Source organism: Nonomuraea sp. K271, assembly GCF_009908215.1.
Taxonomy (GTDB): Bacteria; Actinomycetota; Actinomycetes; order Streptosporangiales; family Streptosporangiaceae; genus Nonomuraea; species Nonomuraea longispora.
This window is the reverse complement of the sequence record NZ_JAAAHR010000035.1, coordinates 42,694-60,377: the sequence shown is the minus strand read 5'-3', so window position 1 is coordinate 60,377 and position 17,684 is coordinate 42,694. Positions and strand designations below refer to the sequence as shown.

General features: G+C 69.5%; 11 protein-coding genes, 1 tRNA gene and 1 pseudogene. 6 read left to right on the top strand and 7 right to left on the bottom strand.

What is annotated here, in order from left to right; all coding sequences use genetic code 11:
- From GUY59_RS15185 to GUY59_RS48670, 5 genes are all read right to left on the bottom strand, one after another.
- Positions 1-2,158: type IV secretory system conjugative DNA transfer family protein (locus GUY59_RS15185; protein ID WP_161714552.1), on the bottom strand; the 2,158-nt coding region annotated here is incomplete at its 3' end.
- Positions 2,155-3,888: a VirB4 family type IV secretion system protein gene (locus GUY59_RS15180; RefSeq protein ID WP_138205928.1), complete on the bottom strand. Its 1,734-nt coding sequence runs from the start codon at positions 3,886-3,888 to the stop codon at positions 2,155-2,157. The genes GUY59_RS15185 and GUY59_RS15180, both read right to left, overlap by 4 nt.
- On the bottom strand, positions 3,885-4,811 hold the full coding sequence (locus GUY59_RS15175) for a PrgI family protein (RefSeq protein ID WP_138205926.1): 927 nt from the start codon (positions 4,809-4,811) through the stop codon (positions 3,885-3,887). Before GUY59_RS15175 ends, GUY59_RS15180 begins: the two co-directional genes overlap by 4 nt.
- Positions 4,808-6,136 carry a conjugal transfer protein TrbL family protein gene (locus GUY59_RS15170; RefSeq protein ID WP_138205924.1) on the bottom strand — a complete coding sequence of 443 codons (1,329 nt, stop codon included), beginning with the start codon at positions 6,134-6,136 and terminating at the stop codon, positions 4,808-4,810. The genes GUY59_RS15175 and GUY59_RS15170 overlap by 4 nt, the downstream gene beginning before the upstream one ends.
- Positions 6,137-6,297: 161 nt before the next feature.
- Positions 6,298-7,509 (bottom strand): hypothetical protein, encoded by a 1,212-nt coding sequence (locus GUY59_RS48670; protein WP_236667170.1) that lies wholly within the window; start codon positions 7,507-7,509, stop codon positions 6,298-6,300.
- Between the two features lie 252 nt (positions 7,510-7,761).
- Here GUY59_RS48670 and GUY59_RS15160 point away from each other — a divergent pair, with 252 nt between their 5' ends.
- The 3 genes and pseudogenes from GUY59_RS15160 to GUY59_RS51345 all read left to right on the top strand — a co-directional run.
- Positions 7,762-8,199, top strand: a complete 438-nt coding sequence (locus GUY59_RS15160; protein ID WP_138205922.1) for an XF1762 family protein — start codon at positions 7,762-7,764, stop codon at positions 8,197-8,199.
- Positions 8,196-9,206 carry a DNA-methyltransferase gene (locus GUY59_RS15155; protein WP_201760897.1) on the top strand — a complete coding sequence of 337 codons (1,011 nt, stop codon included), beginning with the start codon at positions 8,196-8,198 and terminating at the stop codon, positions 9,204-9,206. The genes GUY59_RS15160 and GUY59_RS15155 overlap by 4 nt, the downstream gene beginning before the upstream one ends.
- Positions 9,207-9,438: 232 nt before the next feature.
- Positions 9,439-10,554: pseudogene (locus GUY59_RS51345) on the top strand (recombinase family protein); the annotation flags it as partial.
- A gap of 516 nt (positions 10,555-11,070) precedes the next feature.
- On the opposite strand, the gene GUY59_RS15145 reads toward GUY59_RS51345, so the two are convergent.
- Positions 11,071-11,156 (bottom strand) — tRNA-Leu (locus GUY59_RS15145).
- Positions 11,157-11,511: 355 nt separating this feature from the next.
- Between GUY59_RS15145 and GUY59_RS47485 the strand changes: the two genes are divergently transcribed.
- Together GUY59_RS47485 and GUY59_RS48660 are read left to right on the top strand one after the other, a co-directional pair.
- Positions 11,512-12,294 (top strand): hypothetical protein, encoded by a 783-nt coding sequence (locus GUY59_RS47485; RefSeq protein ID WP_201760896.1) that lies wholly within the window; start codon positions 11,512-11,514, stop codon positions 12,292-12,294.
- 284 nt (positions 12,295-12,578) lie between these two features.
- A complete protein-coding gene (locus GUY59_RS48660) occupies positions 12,579-14,471 on the top strand; it encodes a chaplin family protein (protein ID WP_138205920.1) in 1,893 nt (630 codons plus the stop codon).
- Positions 14,472-14,628: 157 nt separating this feature from the next.
- Here GUY59_RS48660 and GUY59_RS15130 read toward each other — a convergent pair whose 3' ends face one another.
- Positions 14,629-14,814 (bottom strand): DUF5703 family protein, encoded by a 186-nt coding sequence (locus tag GUY59_RS15130; protein WP_103957247.1) that lies wholly within the window; start codon positions 14,812-14,814, stop codon positions 14,629-14,631.
- A gap of 191 nt (positions 14,815-15,005) precedes the next feature.
- Here GUY59_RS15130 and topA point away from each other — a divergent pair, with 191 nt between their 5' ends.
- Complete coding sequence (gene topA, locus GUY59_RS15125) at positions 15,006-17,684, top strand: type I DNA topoisomerase (protein WP_138205918.1); 2,679 nt, start codon at positions 15,006-15,008, stop codon at positions 17,682-17,684.

The window sequence follows — 17,684 nt, the reverse complement described above, 5'->3', positions numbered from 1 at the left end:
GGCGGGCGGCGGCTTGGTAGGCGCCGAGGTTGGCCAGGTCGTGGCGGCTGAGGTACGGGCTGAAGTGGTGTTCGGTGTCGCGGGCGTCTTCGGGAGACAGAGTGAAGTAGATCTTGTTGCGGGCGTCCGAGCTGATGGCCTGGTGGAGGTCGCGGGGGAGCTGGGCCAGGTGCTGGTGGGCGAGCACGATCGACAGGCCGTAGGCGCGGGCTTCGGCGAGCATGTCGGACAGGGCGCGGGGGAGGTTGAGAAAGTTCTGGGTCTCGTCGACGTACAGGGCCGAAGGGGCGCGGCTGCGGCCGAGGCGGGCGCGGTGGGAGGCGGCCTGCCATACCTGGGCGAGCAGGAGTGAGCCGAGCAGGCGGACGGTGTCGTCGCCGAGCACGCCTTTGGGCAGGCGGGCGAGCAGGATCTTGCCGTCCAGGACGTCGCCGACGTCGAAGGTGGACTGGGCGGAGCCGAGGATGTCGCGGACGAACGGGCGGAGCAGGAACGCGCGAAGCTTGTTCATGATCGGCGCGGTGACGTGGGACTGGGCCTGCTCGGACAGGCGTTCGTACCAGTTCCAGAACCCGGCGAGGAACGGGTCGTTCAACTGCGCGGTGAGCTGGTGGCGGTAGGCGGGCTCGGTGAGCAGGGCGGGGATGTCGGCGAGGGTGCCGCCGCTGCGGGACAGGGTCAGGGCGCAACCGCGCATGATGTCGTCGCTGCGTGGCCCCCACGAGTCGGCGTAGATCTTGTGGAAGATGCCGACCAGGTTGTCGGTGAGGGTGTCGGGGTTCGGGCCTGCCAGGACGTTGAGTGCGGGCCGGGAATGTGGGTCGTCGGGGTCGATGAGCGCGATGCGCTGTCCGGCTTCTTCCGGGATGAGGCCGAGGAGGTCGGCGACGAGGTCGCCTTTGGCGTCGATGACGGCGACGCCGCGTCCGGCCTGGATGTCGGACAGGATCATGTGGGCGAGCAGGGTGCTCTTGCCGGTGCCGTTCGGGCCGAGGATGTGCGCGTGGTGGCAGGAGTCGGGTACGCGCAGCGCGACCGGGCGTTGATGGCCGGCGTCGGCGGTGCCGAGCACCTTGCCGTGCTGGGCGACCTGCGGCGTGGGGGCGACCGTGTTGGCTCTGGCCCGTTGCAGGCCGGGGACGGCGGGGTCGGTCGGCAGGTGCGCGAGCGCGGCCAGTTCGGGGATCGACAGCAGGAAGCCGCGTCCGAGGCGGCGGGCGGCCAGCGCATGGCCTGGCCGGATCAGTCGGCGTCGTTCGAGCCGGTTGTGGCCGGAGTACAGGGCGAAGGCGGCGGCGATCGCGTGCGCCCGCCCGCGGATGGCTTGGCGTCGTAGCGAGGCCGTGCCGCCGTCGTCTGCCTGGACGGCGTAGCGGATGGCCACTTCGTAGCGGGGCTGGAGGGCCTTGTCGCGGATGGCGCGGGCTTCGGCGTAGTGCTCCAGCCGTACGGCGTGATCGGGCTCGCGATGCGTACGGGAACGGTCGGGAACGACGAGGTCGAGGACGGCGCGCACCAGCGCGACGGGAAGGCCCGGACGGGACAGGCGACCGCCGGTGGCAGGACGGGCCAGAACCTGTACGGCGGCATGCTGCCAGGCAGGCATGCCCACGCCGGCGCCGAGCAGCGCTCGTAGAGGATCGTGGTCGTGGCCGTCGCGGATAGGCAGGCGCTCCTCACGGGCGATCACGAACCGCCCGCCGGTGGTCCGCCCGCTGAGCGGCACCGGCGGATCAGCCTCCACCACGGTGGTGCGCGCGGAGGGCCAGGCGGCTTCGACCGCGTGGTCCACCAGATGCTGCGGGACGGTGCCGGGGACCCACATGAGGATCCGCACTCCACCCGCTCCGAAGTGGTATTCGAAGGTCAGGTGCGGCTGGCCGAACAGGAACCGCTTCCAAGCCGGACGTAGCAGCCCGAGGAGGTTGCCCCACAACGCCTCGGCGCCGGGCAGGTCCGCAGCCGGTGGAGCCAGAAGCTCCAGACAGCGCGCCCCTCGAACCGTCGTGCGGTGACGTAGCCGCAGGAGCACGAACCGGCCCAGACTCACCGTGAACACGCTGGACGGAACCAGGATCGCGATAGACGTGCCGTGCCCGTGCAGCCACGTCAGGACGACGTCCAGCAGGAGATCCGGGTCGAGATCACGGAAGGTCACAGATCCTCCTCGTCGTACTGGGCGAGTTCCTGCGGGGAGGAGGTGACCAGGCGGTGTTCGCCGGCGCTGGCCAGGACGTGGAAGGCGACGCGGGAGGCGCCGGAGTCGGCGGCCAGCAGGCCGGTGCCGCGTTCGGCGGACAGCAGGAGCTGGCGTTCGCCCTCGGACAGGTTGAAGGCGTCGGTGACCGCGTCGATGGCCTGCGGTGCCTGCCGGAGCAGGATCTGGGTGGCGGAGTTGGCGATGATCGCCTGTCCGACGGGGGAGCCGAGCAGGTCGGCGGCATCTTGGGTGACCACCGAGAGCCCGGCCCAGAGCTTGCGGGCCGCCTTCGCCATCCGGAGCAGGAACTTGGCTCCTTCGGGATCCTTCATGAGCAGCCACGCCTCGTCGACCACGACGAGTCGTGGACGCCGCTGGTCCGGATTGGACACGCGCCGCCAGACAGCGTCCAGGGTGAGCAGCGTCCCGACCGCCTTGAGCTCCTCGGGAAGGTCCCGCAGGGAGAACACGATGAGGTGGGAGTCGGGCCGCGTGGTGGTGGGCCCGTCGAAGAGGCGTCGGTGGCTCCCCGTCACGTACGGCGCCAGTCCGGCGGCGATCTCGCCCCGGACGTCCACATCTTCGGTAAGGGCGGTTACCAGATCGCGCATCAGCGGCGCCGGACGGTCCCAGGTGCCCGGATCGAAGGTGATCCCGGCCTGCTTGTACGTGGCGAGAATCGCCCGATCGAGCGCGGCCTTGCCGGTCTTGTCGAGTGGTTCGCCGAGCATGACCGCGACGAGCGTGTGCAGGAACAGCACCCTGCGGGTCAGCGCGTCCCGTCGGTCGGCGGGCAGGTCGAAGGGGTTGAGCCTGACGTCCGGCGCGCCCAGGTGTAGGTAGGCGCCGCCGACCGCCTCGCACAGCCGGGCGTACTCGTCCTCGGGGTCGATGACCGCGACCTCGACCCCGGTGTACAGCGAGCGGAGTGCTTCCAGCTTGGCCAGGTACGACTTGCCGGCGCCGCTGCTGGCGATGATGGCCGAGTTGTGGTTGGGCTGGGCGAACCGGTCCCAGGTCACCAGGGAGGCGCTGGCCGCGTTCGCCCCGTACAGCACCGCGGTCGGTCCCGTCTCGGCGGTGAGGTCGGGGCTGGTGAACGGGAACGCGGCAGCCAGGGCCGGGGTGTCGAACGTACGGGTGGCTCCCAAATTGTCGAAGGCCACCGGCAGCGACGACACCCAGCCCTGCAGCTGGCGGAAGGCGACCTGGCGGGCGTCCAGGAGCAGGGACGCGGCCAGCGCGCGCACCTGGGCACACGCCTCGTCCAGCTCGTTCTGGCTGGTCGCGTGGACGGTCAGGTAGATCGAGACGCGGAACAGCCGGGCCTGCCCGCGCGCGATGCGCGAGGCGAGGTCCTGGGCGTCCTCGGCGGCCACCTCTGCGCTCGGGTCGAGGAGCCGTCCGTGCTGCTGGTCGCTGCGCAGCCCGGACTCCAGCCGGGCCAGTTGCTTGCGCAGCCGGTCGGCGGCGACCAGGGACGGCACCGGATCCACGTGCAGCGACACGTCCAGACGGCCGGGGTAGGTCAGCAGCGGCTCCAGCCACCCGGAGTGGACCTCCCGCGGATATCCGCTGACAGCCAGCGTCGCGCACAACCCACCGCCCACCCGCAAATGGGACGGCCGGACCAGCACCGCCTGCGGCCCCAGCCCTCCGCGATTTGACCGTGTACGTCGAAGTTTCACCGGTGCTCTCCCTTCGTGATGACCTCGCCGGGCGAGGCGAGCTGATCGGCAGGCAGGGGCGGCGCGGCCGGGTCGAAGCAGGACGCCAGTACGGCGCTCGTGGCCCCGGCGTTCAGCAGCCGGACCGTGATTCCGCAGCCCGGCAGCAGGCGCGTGGCCTCCTCCACCCGCCGCAGCGCACGCGCCGCCGCCGCGTCCTGCCCGCCGTCGCAGGGCTCGCGCACGATCAGCAGGACCTGGCGGCGGAGCAGGTCATGCCGGGCGGACAGATCAGCCAGGAATGAGGCGTGCCCGTGCGCGGCGGCCGTCAACGCCGGATGAGCCAGATCACCGGTGCCCTTCACCAGCTGGTTGATCGCCGGAGCGAGGTCCACCCGCTGGGCGCGCAGCAAGATCTGCGCCGGACCGGACAGCGAGTTGAGCCAGCGTCCGAACGTCGCCACGAGCGCGTCCTGCTCCTCGGGCGTTCGCAGGGCGAAGCTCACCGTGGACACTTCCGCCACTGCGGCGACGCCGTCCGGGCCGAGATCGATCAGCCCGTCCCCGATCACCCCGCGAGCAGGCAGCCGCAGTGGAGCCGAACGGGCGGCGGTGCGAGCGGCCACCCACTTCGGAGCCGCCGGAGTCTGGTCGAGCGAGGAGGTCAGAGCCTTCGGCGTGAACAGGTGGCGCAGCGCGGCCAGCAGATAACGGTCCAGCGGTACACCGTCACGCCGCCCGACGGCCAGCAGCAGCCCCGCCACCGCGACCGGCAGAGCTCCGGCGGCGAACACCAGCAGCCCGATGCGCTCGCCGGCGATCAGGTACGCGCCGTACAGCAGGGCCGCGGTGCCGCCGAGAATGGCCACCTGACGGGCGGTGAACCCGCCGACGATCCGGTCGTCCTGCTCCACGTCGGCGGGGATCCGGGTCGGCCAGCTCACCTGCGCTCACCTCCCGCATCAGGCGGGGTACGCCGTCGCGGAGCCGTGGTGTTGCCGGGGTAGACGGGCGGCAGGAACACGGCCGGCGGAACTGGAGGCCGAGGTCGGGAAGGAGGGTGGTGCTCGGACGACCTCTGGCCGGTCGAGCCCGGCTGTTGCACCCAGCGCTGGGGCTTAGCGCTGGTGTTCGTGACGCGGACCGGCGGCGCGGACGACGAGGGTGTGACCACCGTCGTGTTCCGCTGGGAGCGGGTGCCGGCCGGTGAGCGTTTGCCCTGGCCGCCTTGGGATGGAGGTCCGGAGGGCGGCTGCGGTCCGCGCTGACCAGCGGGACCGGGTGGGCCGCCACCGGGTGGACGGCGTGGGGGCAGCACCCTGCCCTGCATCCCGTGAGATGTCCGGACACCGGCAGAGGCACGAGCTCCCCGGCCCAGGTGCAGGGCGTTCAGCACGGGTGAGGTGAGCTTGTAGGCCAGGGCGTACTTGACGATGCGCGTGATCGTCGAGCCGCGCCCGGCCGTCTGGGCGAAGAGCCGCCGCGTGACCCAGCGAGGTATGCGGACCAGGATGATCAACATGCAGATGGCAAGGACCAGGTTGATGAGCTGGCCAGACGGTATGAGCCCGAGCACCAGGCGCCCGTCCTGGTTGAAGAAGATCCGTACCGTCATCACCAGCGCCAGCGACTGCGCCACCTGAACGGTCAGCAGCCCGGTGAAGGCCCGCCACCAGAACCTTGCCAGGCCATCGGTGTACGGGAGCGCCAGGCAGGCGAGCGCCAGCGGAGCGGCCACGACCAGCAGCAGCACCAGCGCGGCGCGCATCACGAAGGTGATCAGCAGCAGGGTCAGCAGGATGACCGCGACCAGCGCGAGCAGGATGTAGAAGCTCTCGTCCTGCGCCGGAGGAACGATCATGAACCGGAGCGTCGTCAATGCCCGCCGGCCGTCGAAGTCCTGACCGAGCAGCGCCTGTGACAGCGCGTTGGCCAGCTCGATGATCTTTCCGCAGATGGTGAAGCTCGTGTTCGTGGCCAGGACGGCGACCAGCAGCCGGGGCAGCACCTCTTTGACCGCGTACCGGGTCTGGACCGTCTCGTGCCCCATCGCCGCGATCGCGCCGATCGTGGCCAGCAGCACGAACGCGCTGTTGGCGATCACAGCGCTCGCCTGCCACAGGTCGTACACCCTGGGGCTGGCGGCCACGTCCGGTGTGGCGAGCAGCGTCATCGACAGGACCTTCAGCATCGGCTCGACCGCCAGCGTCACCAGGTTCGCGAACCACGAGTTGATCCAGCCCGCGATCCAGTCCCCGATACCGAACATCGACCTGGTACTCCCGATGGGGACATCCCCCGGCGGCAACAACGGCGGAGAAGGCACAGGGGAGGGCGTCGGCGAAGGGGTGGCGGCGGCAGGGGCTGCCGCCATAGCGGCAACACATCCGGAGATGACGGCAACGGTGCTGGCGAGGCGTGGCATGGCGGTCAACCGCCCACTATGCGCTTGAGCACGCTCATGAACAGCGGCGCCAGCACCGCGAGCGCGTATCCGAACGCCGCTGCTTTCAGTGCTGCCTTGGCCTTCTGGATCTCCCCGGGGTCGCCGCCGGCGATCAGATAGCGCAGCCCGCCGACGGTCAGCATGAGGGTGGCAAGCGTGGCCAGCAGGCCGATCAGCCAGTTCCGCAGGTTGGTGAACACCGTGTTCAGGTCGGCCGGCGCGGCGGCCAGCGCCGCGGTCGCCACCACGGCAACCAGCAGCACAGCGATTGCCGCCGCGGCAACGACCGACAGGACAAGGCCACGCAGGCAGCGCTTCCCGGACCGGGGTTGCCGCGTGTGCCGCCCCCTGGCTCGGCCGGCGACGGACGGGTGATTGGGAGAGATCCGCGCGGAGCCAGGGGTGGTGTCCCTGCCTCCCTTCAGCTCGGTTGCCGTGTCTGCATCCGAAGTTTCCTGGCTCCGCGCGGAAGAGGTGGGGGAAGGCGGGGTGGGTTCGGTGTCCGGCAGCCACAGCCTGCTGACCTGCGAGGCGTCGTGCCGGTTCTGCGGCCGCAGGACGAGGCCGCCGTCTCGCAGAGGTACGTCCTGCAGCCGGGTGAGCATGATCAGCTCGGCGTCGAGCTCGTTGAGCATCCCGTCGTCGACGGCGTCGAGGAGGACCAGATCGGGGTGGTGCCACGGGCGGCCCGCAGGCGGCGGCTCACCGTCCTGCCGCTGCCGCTCAGCCTTGGCCAGCAGGTAGCGGCGAGCGCTCTCGCCCGAGCAGCGGGCCGCCTCGCAGAGGCGGCGCCGGATGTGGGGCAGGTCGGTGTCCACGCGGTGCAGGGCCCGCAGGAACCCGGCCAGGATCGCGATGTCGACGTCCACAGGGTCTCCACACGCCAGCTCGCGTGTCAGGGAGAGGGCGGTCCTGCGAAGGGCTGGCATCGCCATGCCGGCGGCGGCGACGGTCCAGGCCGATTGCGGTTGCCTGGCCCGGGCGACGAGCTCCGTCCAGACGGCGTCTCTGGCCTGCTCGGTGACGTTCTGGCTGGTGAGCAGCACACGCAACTCCAGCAGCTCGATCGGCCCGCGAGGCAGGCCGGGCGCGAACGCCGTGCAGTCCAAGGACAGGCATCCGGGGCCGGTGCTCAGCAGTCGAAACGAGGTCTCCGCCGTGTCCAAGGGCGATTCGGTGAGGCGATGTGCGCTCATGTCGTGCTCCGATTCGAGAAAGCTCCCGTGGTCTCGAAACCGGTCTACGCAGCTCCTCAGAAACCACTCAGAGAGGCGTTGGGAATGGGCTCAGAAATTTCTCAGAAGAAGTGCCACCAGGACTGGGTCAGCGGTCGTGCACCCTTGTTTCTGAGCGACTTCTGAGCCCGCTGCTTGCCTGGTCACACGCCACCAACACCGTGATCGCGGTGCTGGAGGCGCGCATCCGGAAACCGTGTCCCGACAACAGCGATGGAGAAGTCGAATGACATCTTCGCGAGCATCAACAACCGCAAACTGACCAATCCCGCTCAGCCAGAAGCCCGGCGCCTGGTCATTTCACCGATCAGGCTTCAGACCGCTCGGGCCTTCACCGCCTGGACACACCGTTACCCTCTCGCGCCCACCGACGCCGAATTCGTCCTCGGCGTCCGCAACGGCAACGCGACGCTGGTCGGCGTCGTGTTCGCCGGCCCGCCCCGCTCGTGGCGAGACGACGACGGCTCCACGGTGGAGATCTGCTGCCTGGCCACCGACGGCACACCGGGCGCCGAACGAGCGCTCGTGGGGGCGACGTGGTGGGCGGCCCGGGTCAAGGGCTACCGGCGGATGGTCGTCGGCGCCTACCCCGGTGCTGCGCGCGCGAGTGAGGCGCTGTGGGTGGCCCGGACGGTCGGGGGCTGCCGATGACCGTATTGAGGCAGCCGTACTGGCACGACGACCAGGCCGCCATCTACCACGGCGACGCCCGGCAGGTGCGCTCCGAGATGCCCGCGGGCTCGGTGGACTGCATCGTGACGAGTCCTCCGTACTGGGGGCTGCGGCACTACTGCGACGGCCAGTACGGTCAGGAACCCACTGTCGAGGCGTACGTGGAGAACCTGCGCTCCGCCTTCGCCGAAGTCCGCAGGGTCCTGGCGGATGAGGGAACCTGCTGGCTCAACCTTGGCGACCTCTACGCCGCCAACTCCGACGGCTGTGCCCGCGGCGCGGACTTCAACCCGCGCCAGCCCCTCGTACGGCCGAAAGCCCGCCGGTCGGTACCGCCGAAGAACCTGATCGGCATGCCCTGGCGCGTCGCCTTCGCCCTGCAAGAGGACGGCTGGATCCTGCGCAACGCCATCGTGTGGCACAAACCGAACGCGATGCCGCAGTCCGTCCGTGATCGCCTGTCCAACCGGTACGAGCTGATCTTCCTGCTGGTCAAACAGCGGCGCTACGGCTTCGACCTGGACCCGATCCGCCAGCCCTACACCGGCGACCGCCCGATCACCAGACGGTCACGCTCGGGCGGCACAAAGCCGAACAGCATCACCACCCCTTGGCCGCCACCCGGCAAGTACGGCACGACCGGCCAGGACGCGGCAGGCCCGCGCCATGGGGCGGCAATGCGGCCCACGGGCGAGCGGCACACCGCCTGCCACCCGGGCGGGCGGAACCCCGGGGACGTGTGGTCGATCCCCACCCGCCCACTCAAGGCAGCCCACTTCGCCGCCTTCCCGATCGACATCCCGCTGCGGGCCATTGCCGTCGGCTGCCGCCCCGGCGGCAAGGTCCTGGACCCCTTCATGGGCAGCGGCACCACCGGCATAGCCGCCCGGCAACTCGGCCGCACCTTCGCCGGCATCGAACTGAACGCCGCCTACTGCGACCTGGCCCGTACCCGCTTCACGGATGCGGAGGGCCAGGGTGTCTGAACAGCCACAAAGGGCCTGCTCAGGGCCTCAGGAAATGACCACGGAGGCGTACCCTGCAGGGCCCGCACGGGTCCCCTCGGGCGGCGGAAGCGCTGGGCCCAGGCGCGAACTGCGAGTGGAGGTACCCGAGACGAGCCCGTCTCTGACCGCCGGGGCTGCTCGTGCGCTCCTGCGCATTCTCCTGACATGGAACGGCGCTGACACGACGTCAGCAGTAAGGGAGGAAGACTGAATGATCCCGTTCGCCTTCTGGGGGCGGGTGTCCACGGAGGACAACCAGGACCCCACCTCGTCGAGAAACTGGCAACTGTCGCGGTCACGAGCGCTGATCGAGCCTCGTGGAGGTGTGATCGTCGCGGAGTTCTTCGACATCGACAAGTCCCGATCGATCCCGCCGCAACGCAGGCCGCAGGCGGCCATCCTGCTCGGTGAGCTGCGAAACCCGAACCGCGGGTTCGACGCCGTCGTGGTCGGGGAGCCTCAACGCGCCTTCTACGGTAACCAGTTCGGCAACACCTTTGAGCTCTTCAACCACTACGGAGTGCCCTTGTGGGTGCCCGAGGTCGGCGGGGCGATCGACCCCACCAACGAAGCGCACGAGCTGATCATGCTGATGTTCGGCGGGATCAGCAAAGGGGAGCGCAACCGCATCAAGATGCGCGTCCGCACCACCATGGAAGCGCAGGCGAAGATCGAAGGACGTTTTCTGGGCGGTCGCCCGCCGTACGGTTACCGCCTGATGGATGCGGGACCCCATCCCAACCCGAGCAAGGCCGCCGACGGAAAGCGGCTCCACCGCCTGGAGCCGGACCCGCTGACAGCTCCCTACGTGGCAAGGATCTTCGAGGACTTCGTTCAGGGACAGGGCCTCTACCTGATCGCCGAAGGGCTGACCAAGGAGGGCATCCCATGCCCGTCCGCCTACGACAGGGCCCGCAATCGACACCGCTCGGGGGTCGCCTGGTCCAAGTCGGCGGTTCGAGCGATCCTCCTCAACCCGCGCTACACGGGTCGCCAGGTCTGGAACAAGCAGCACAAGCAGGAGGAGCTCCTGGACGTCAACGACGTCACCCAGGGGCACGTGACCAAACTGAAGTGGAACTCCGAAGAGCAGTGGGTCTGGTCGGAGGCGGTCGTCCACGAGCCGCTCATCGACACCGAGACGTTCGAGAAGGCACAGGCGCTGCTGTCGGCCAACGGGCGGCCGGCGAAGCAGCGCAAACCCCGAAGGACCCCGCGCCCCTACGTCCTCCGCCACCTGCTCCACTGCGGCGTGTGCGAGCGGCGCATGGAAGGCACCTGGAACAACGGCCGCGCCCACTACAGGTGCAAGTTTCCCGTCGAGTACGCCTTGGCGAACAAGATCGAGCATCCACGTACCGTCTACGTCCGCGAGGACCACATCCTCGCGGAGCTGGATCCGTGGCTCGGCCGGATCTTTGACCCAGCCGCTCTGGAGGAGACGGTCCGGGCTCTCATGGACGCCCAGACAAACGAGATGGATCGCATCGCCATCGAAGCCGCCCGCAAGACGATCGACGACTGCGATCAGCGGATGGCTCGTTACAGGGCGACCCTGGACGCGGGCGGTGACCCGCAGGAGGTCGGCAAGTGGATGGCCGAAACCCGGGCCGAACGCATGCAGGCCGAAGGACGCATGCGGACGATCAACAGGAAGCGTGAGATCACAGAGAAGGAGATCAAGGAGATGATTCCGGCGATGGCCGAGTTTCCCAAGATCCTGATGAAGGCCGATCCTGCGGACAGGAACGACCTCTACAAACAGATGGGCCTCCACCTCATCTATGACCCCTCGGGGAGGGTTGTCACAGTCGAAGCGAGGCCCAACATGTACCAGAGTGCGTGTCCGAGGGGGGACTTGAACCCCCATGCCCATCACTGGGCACTAGCACCTCAAGCTAGCGCGTCTGCCTATTCCGCCACCCGGACTTGGTGCCTGCACGCTGGACCGTCATCCCGCGTCGGCTCAGTAAGGCTAGCAAACTCTGAGGGGTGAGTCATACCGAGAATCCGGGCTCTCGCCGAAAGGCGGCTGCAGGAGTGCGGGTATGCCGGGTGATGGTGCGTGGCGGGGCGCCTGATGGCGTGCTCATGACGTACGCCAGAGGGCATTGGGCCTGTTGGGGATGGTTTGGGCTATGTGGCGTTGGCGATTTCCTGGTGCTGCGGCGAAAAGGCCTTGCGACAACCTTGAGTGCTGCTACGGTTACGGACCGTTGAGGGGTGAGTCCACGGACCGGCCTCGTCAACGCTGAGGAAGGGTTCTGGGAATTCGGGAGGTCACGTGGCGCGCGCGGCGATGCATCAGCCGGGGGAGAGGTCCCCCGCTGTGTGTCGCCTGTCCGTGGCCTCCCAAGGGCAGGACAAGGCCACCGATCGGGTCGACCGGATGGCGCGGTTCGCGGCTGGTGCCCGTCGGCTCGTCCTGCGGGCAACCGCCGTCGGTTCCCTCGTGGCCGCCGGATGGTTGCTCGCTGTTCTGTTCGGCATGCTCACCGCTGCTCCGGCGGCTGCGGACTCCACCGCGGCGACGGGAGCGTCCCACTCAACATCGGCTGCGGGGGTTCCCGCGTCCGGAACGTCGGCCGCGGAGCTGTCCGCGTCCGCAACGGCCACGGACTTGTACGAGTCCGTGGCGGCCACGGACTCGTACGAGTCCGCAACGGACATGGGCACGCCAGTGTCCGCAACGGACATGGGCACGCCTGTGGCCGAGATGCCCGCGGTCCCCTCCGCGGTCTCAGAAGTCGGCGCGTCGGCCGCCTCCCTCGGCCCCGGTCATGTCTCGGCGTCAGACAACGCCGAAGCCATGGCGGGGCGCACGGTCGACGGCCTCAACAGCCAGCAGGATCCTGGCCTGCCGACACCGTCCACCGCCGGCAAGATCCTGGACACCAACGGCTTGGTGCCCAACGGCGGTGGCAGCGGCCCGTTCGGGTCCGCCACTGGGGACGTCGCGAGGTCAGTGTTCGACCCGCGGCTCGAGGCACGGCGCTCACCTCCGGCGTACGTGCTGCCCCCCGTCGTCCGCACAGCGGCGGACGACCCTTCTTTCTCACCTGACTGATCCCCGCCCGGGCGCCGGTCGGTCTTTCGCGACGGAGTACGTCGCAGGCACCTCGACCCCCGCCGGGCCCGTTCTCTGAACAACACGGCAACACGGCAACACGGCAACGCGGCAACGCGTCGACGCGGCGGAGCGCGGCATCGATCCCCTCCGCCGGCGGGTGAACACGTCAGTTCAGCTGGTTCGCGAATCCGAGGTCTCCGCTGTGCGCGAAACCTCGCACGGCCTCGGGCTGTCCGCGAACCGTTCAGGTAATCCCCCCAAGAACCACAAGGAGCATCGATATGCGTACGTGGGCGAAGGCATCGACCCCTGCGGCCCTTCTCGCAGTGGCCGTCATGTCGTTCGGCGGCAGCGGCACCGCGCTGGCCGACACCTCGGGCGACGCGTCCGTCGGCGGCGGCAACCAGGTCGACCTGCCTATCTCGCTGCCCATCGACATCAGCGGCAACTCCGTCGCCGCGATCGGCTCGTCGGAGGCCTCCTCGCAGGGCGGCGCCGAGGTCGTGAACAACCGCGGCGGCGGAGGCAACCCCAACCGCACGTCGGGCAACGCGAGCATTCTCGGCGGCAACCAGGTCGACGCGCCGATCAGCGCGCCGGTCAACGCCTGTGGCAACGCGGTCTCGCTGATCGGCAGGTCCGACGCGGGCTGCAAGGGCGGGGCCGAGGTACGCCACCAGGGCAGGGGCAATACGGGCGGCAACCGTACGTCGGGCGATGCGAGCATTCTCGGCGGCAACCAGGTCGACGCGCCGATCAGCGCCCCGATCAACGCCTGTGGCAACGCGGTCGCGATCTTCGGCGGCGCGACGGCGGGCTGCAAGGGCGGCGCCACGGTGAAGAACTCCGGCAAGGGCGGCCCCGGCGGCAACCGTACGTCGGGCCGGGCGAGCATTCTCGGCGGCAACCAGGTCGTGGCCCCGATCAGCGCCCCGATCAACATCTGCGGCAACTCGGTCGCGGTCGTGGGGCGGGCGTTCTCCGGCTGCAAGGGTGGTTCGTCGGTCACCAACGGCGGCCCCAAGCGCGGCTACCACCACGGCGGTCACGTGGGCTCGCGCGGCAACGACACCGACGGCCGGTTCGGGGTGGGCAGCGGCAACCAGGTCGTGGCCCCGATCAGCCTGCCGATCAATGTCTGCGGCAACGCCGTGGGCAACGCCACGGCCGGGTGCGCGGGTGGGGCGACGGCGCACAACTCGGGCAAGGGTACGGGCGGCAACCGCACCTCGGGCCGGGCGGGCGTCCTGGCGGGCAACCAGGTCGTCGCGCCGATCACCGCGCCGGTCAACGTCTGCGGCAACGCGGTGGCGCTGGTCGGGCGGGCGTTCGCCGGCTGCAAGGGCGGCGCGCACGTGAAGAACCCGGGCAGGGGCGCGGGCGGCAACCGTACGTCGGGCAACGCGAGCATCCTCGGCGGCAACCAGGTCGTGGCGCCGATCACCGCGCCGGTCAACGTCTGCGGCAACGCCGTGGCCGTGCTGGGCGATGCCGCCGCCGGGTGCCTCGGCGGGGCGCACGTCGGCAAGCCGGGCCACGGAGGCCACAGCGGCTACGAGCACTTGGGCCGCACCAGGTTCGCGGCGGCCAAGGGCGGCGTACTGCCTGTGGTCCCGGCCGTGCCGGTCCTGGGCGGTACGCCCGACGTCGGTGGCGTCGGCGATGTCGCCAAGCTGCAGGGTGGCGGCCTGACCTCGCTGCCCCTCGTCGAGGACGCCTCCCGCACGCTGGGCCTGCCGAGTCTGCCCGGCCTGCCGGGGCTGCCCACTCAGGCGACGACCCCGGCCAACCCCGGTCAGGCGAAGACCCCGGCCAAGCCCAAGCGGACCGCCGTGACCCCGGCCAAGCCCAAGCGCACCGCGGTCAGCCCGAAGCGGACCGCCGCGTCCGCCGCGCCGGCTGACAGGGCGGGTCGCGCCCGGCCCTCCGGCGCCGCTTCGCCGCTCGCTCCGGCGACGTCGCTGGTCGCCTCGACCCCGGTCGGCGGCGCGGTGACCTCCGCCACTCGCAGCCTGCCCGTCGGCAACCTGGGCCTGATGAGCGCCGAGCAGCCGGCCGGCGTGACCGGGATGAACTCCGGCTCGCTGCTCGCCCTCATGCTGGGCGGCCTGTTCGCCGCCTCGGCGACCCTGTTCGCGACCGCCCGCCGGTTCCGTCCGAGCCGCAAGCACTGAGCAGGAAGCCGTAAGCGATCCAGCAGGACAGCGCAGGCGCCTGACCGCGCCTGACCAGATCGGCTGACCCTCGCGTCCGGCGAGCGGTCGGCGAGAGATGCTTTGCCCGTTCCGGGGGCGCGGCCCGGGGCGGGCAAAGCCATTTCCGCGTTCGGGTTCAGAGGGTGCGCCGGACTCGCATGATCTTCCGGCGCAGGCGTACGTGCCGGCTCCCGTCGGGGTGTACGCGTACGCGCGCGAGCTCCCACTGACCGTACTCTGCGTGTTCGGTCAGCAGTTGACGTGCTGCTTCGCGAGTGAGGTCGCGCGGAATGAAGATATCCATGTAGGAGTAGTCGAGCACAACGATTAGTCTCCAGGGTGGGTCAGGGCGCCATGCCGCTCGATGAGCCTTATTCTGCGTGCTTGTGGGTGGACCCGGAAGCCAGTGGGTAGCCCGGGGGGAAGGAAATTTCCGCGAGTCGGGTTACCTTTTCAGTCTGTGCCGACTCCCGGCAGGGGGATTAGCTAGCGAACAGCGAGGTAGGAAGCAGCGTGCCAGCCAAGAACGGCAGCGCCGGCGGAACACGCCTGGTGATAGTCGAGTCGCCCGCCAAGGCGAAGACCATCGCGGGCTACCTCGGGCGCGGCTACATCGTCGAATCGAGCATCGGCCACATCCGCGACCTGCCGGAGAAGGCCGACGACATCCCTGAGAAGTACAAGGGAGCGCCTTGGGCACGGCTCGGGGTGAATGTCGAGCACGAGTTCGAGCCGCTGTACGTCGTCAACCCCGACAAACGATCGCAGGTCAACAAGCTGCGGCAGCTGCTGAAGGACGCCGACGAGCTCTATCTCGCCACTGACGAGGACCGCGAGGGCGAGGCGATCGCCTGGCACCTGCGCGAGGTGCTCAAGCCCAAGGTCCCCGTGCACCGCATGGTCTTCCACGAGATCACCCAGCAGGCGATCCAGGACGCCGTGGCCAACCCGCGCGACCTCAACCTGCGCCTGGTGGACGCCCAGGAGACGCGCCGCATCCTCGACCGGCTCTACGGCTACGAGGTCAGTCCCGTCCTGTGGAAGAAGGTCAAGCCGCGTCTGTCGGCGGGCCGCGTGCAGTCGGTGGCGACGCGCCTGGTGGTGGAGCGCGAGCGCGACCGTATGGCGTTCACGCCTGCCCACTACTGGGATCTGCAGGCGTTGTTCGACACCGGCAAGGCGGAGGAGCGGCCGCGCGACTTCACCGCGACGCTGACCGTGGTCGACGGCAGGCGGGTGGCGCAGGGGCGCGACTTCGCCAGCACCGGCCGGCTGAAGAACGCCGACGTGCTGCACCTGTCGGAGGCGGCCGCGGGTGAGCTGGCGGGCCGGCTGCGGGGTTCGTCGTTCGCGGTCAAGTCGGTCGAGCGCAAGCCGTACACCCGCAAGCCCTACGCGCCGTTCAGGACGACCACGTTGCAGCAGGAGGCCAGCAGGAAGCTGGGGTTCTCCGCGAAATACACGATGCAGGTGGCGCAGCGGCTCTACGAGAACGGCTTCATCACCTACATGCGTACCGACAGCATCACGCTGTCGGAGACGGCGGTGGCGGCCGCGCGGTCCCAGGCACTCAAGCTGTACGGCGCCGCGTACGTTCCCGACAAGCCTCGCGTCTACGCCAGCAAGGTGAAGAGCGCGCAGGAGGCGCACGAGGCGATCAGGCCGTCGGGCGAGGAGTTCCGCACGCCGGGCGAGACCGGACTGTCGGGCGACATGTTCCGGCTGTACGAGCTGATCTGGCAGCGTACGGTGTCGTCGCAGATGAAGGACGCGGTCGGCGAGTCGATCACGGTCAAGGTGGCCGGCCGGTCGTCGGGGGGCGAGGACGTCGAGTTCAGCGCCTCGGGGCGGACGATCACGTTCTACGGGTTCCTCAAGGCGTACGTCGAGGGGTCGGACGATCCTTCGACCGACCGCGACGACTCGGAGAAGCGGCTGCCCGACCTGGCCGAGGGCGACGCGCTCAGCGCGTCCCGGCTCGACGTGGCGGGTCACTCGACCAAGCCGCCCGCCCGATACACCGAGGCGTCGCTGGTCAAGGAGCTGGAGGACCGCGAGATCGGGCGGCCGTCGACGTACGCCTCGATCATCGGCACGATCCTCGACCGCGGCTACGTGTTCAAGAAGGGCACGGCCCTGGTGCCGTCGTTCCTGGCGTTCGCGGTGGTCAACCTGCTGGAGCAGCATTTCGGCAACCTGGTCGACTACGACTTCACGGCCGAGATGGAGAAGGTGCTCGACGACATCGCCAACGACCGGGCGGAGCGGGTGCCTGAGCTGCAGCGCTTCTACTACGGCGTCGACGGCGACGAGGGCCTGAAGGAGATGGTCACCGACCTCGGCGACATCGACGCCAAGGAGATCAGCTCGTTTCCGGTGAAAGGCACCGACATCGTGCTGCGGGTCGGGCGCTACGGCCCCTATCTCGACCGCGACGGCCAGCGGGTCAACGTGCCCGAGGACATGACGCCCGACGAGCTGACGGCGGAGAAGGCGGAGGAGCTGTTCTCGCGGCCGACGGGCGACAGGGAGCTGGGCAAGGACCAGGCGACCGGTCACACGATCGTGGCGAAGGACGGCCGTTACGGGCCGTACGTGACGGAGGTCCTGCCGGAGCCGGCGGAGGACGAGGCGCCGAAGAAGCGCAAGAAGGCCGACGCGCCGAAGCCGCGTACGAGTTCGTTGTTCAAGTCGATGTCGCTCGACACCATCACGCTCGAGGACGCTCTCATGCTGCTGTCCATCCCGAGGTCGGTGGGCGAGCTCGACGGCGAGGAGGTCGTGGCCTACAACGGCAAGTTCGGCCCCTACCTGAAGAAGGGCACCGACTCCCGTTCGCTGGGCAGCGAGGAAGACCTGCTGACGGTCACCATCGAGCAGGCCAAGGAGCTGTTCGCGCAGCCGAAGCAGCGCGGCCGGCGGGCCGCTGCCGCGGCGCCGCTGCGTGAGCTGGGCGACGACCCCAACTCGAAGAAGCCGGTCGTGGTGAAGGAGGGCAGGTTCGGCCCGTACGTCACCGACGGCGAGACGAACGCCTCCCTGCGCAAGGGCGACGCGGTCGAGGACATCACGATCGAGCGGGCGGCGGAGTTGCTGGCCGAGCGTCGTGAGCGGGCTCCCGCGCCGAAGAAGTCGTCCAGGAAGGCGCCCGCGAAGAAGGCCACCGCGAAGAAGCCGGCGACCAAATCGTAA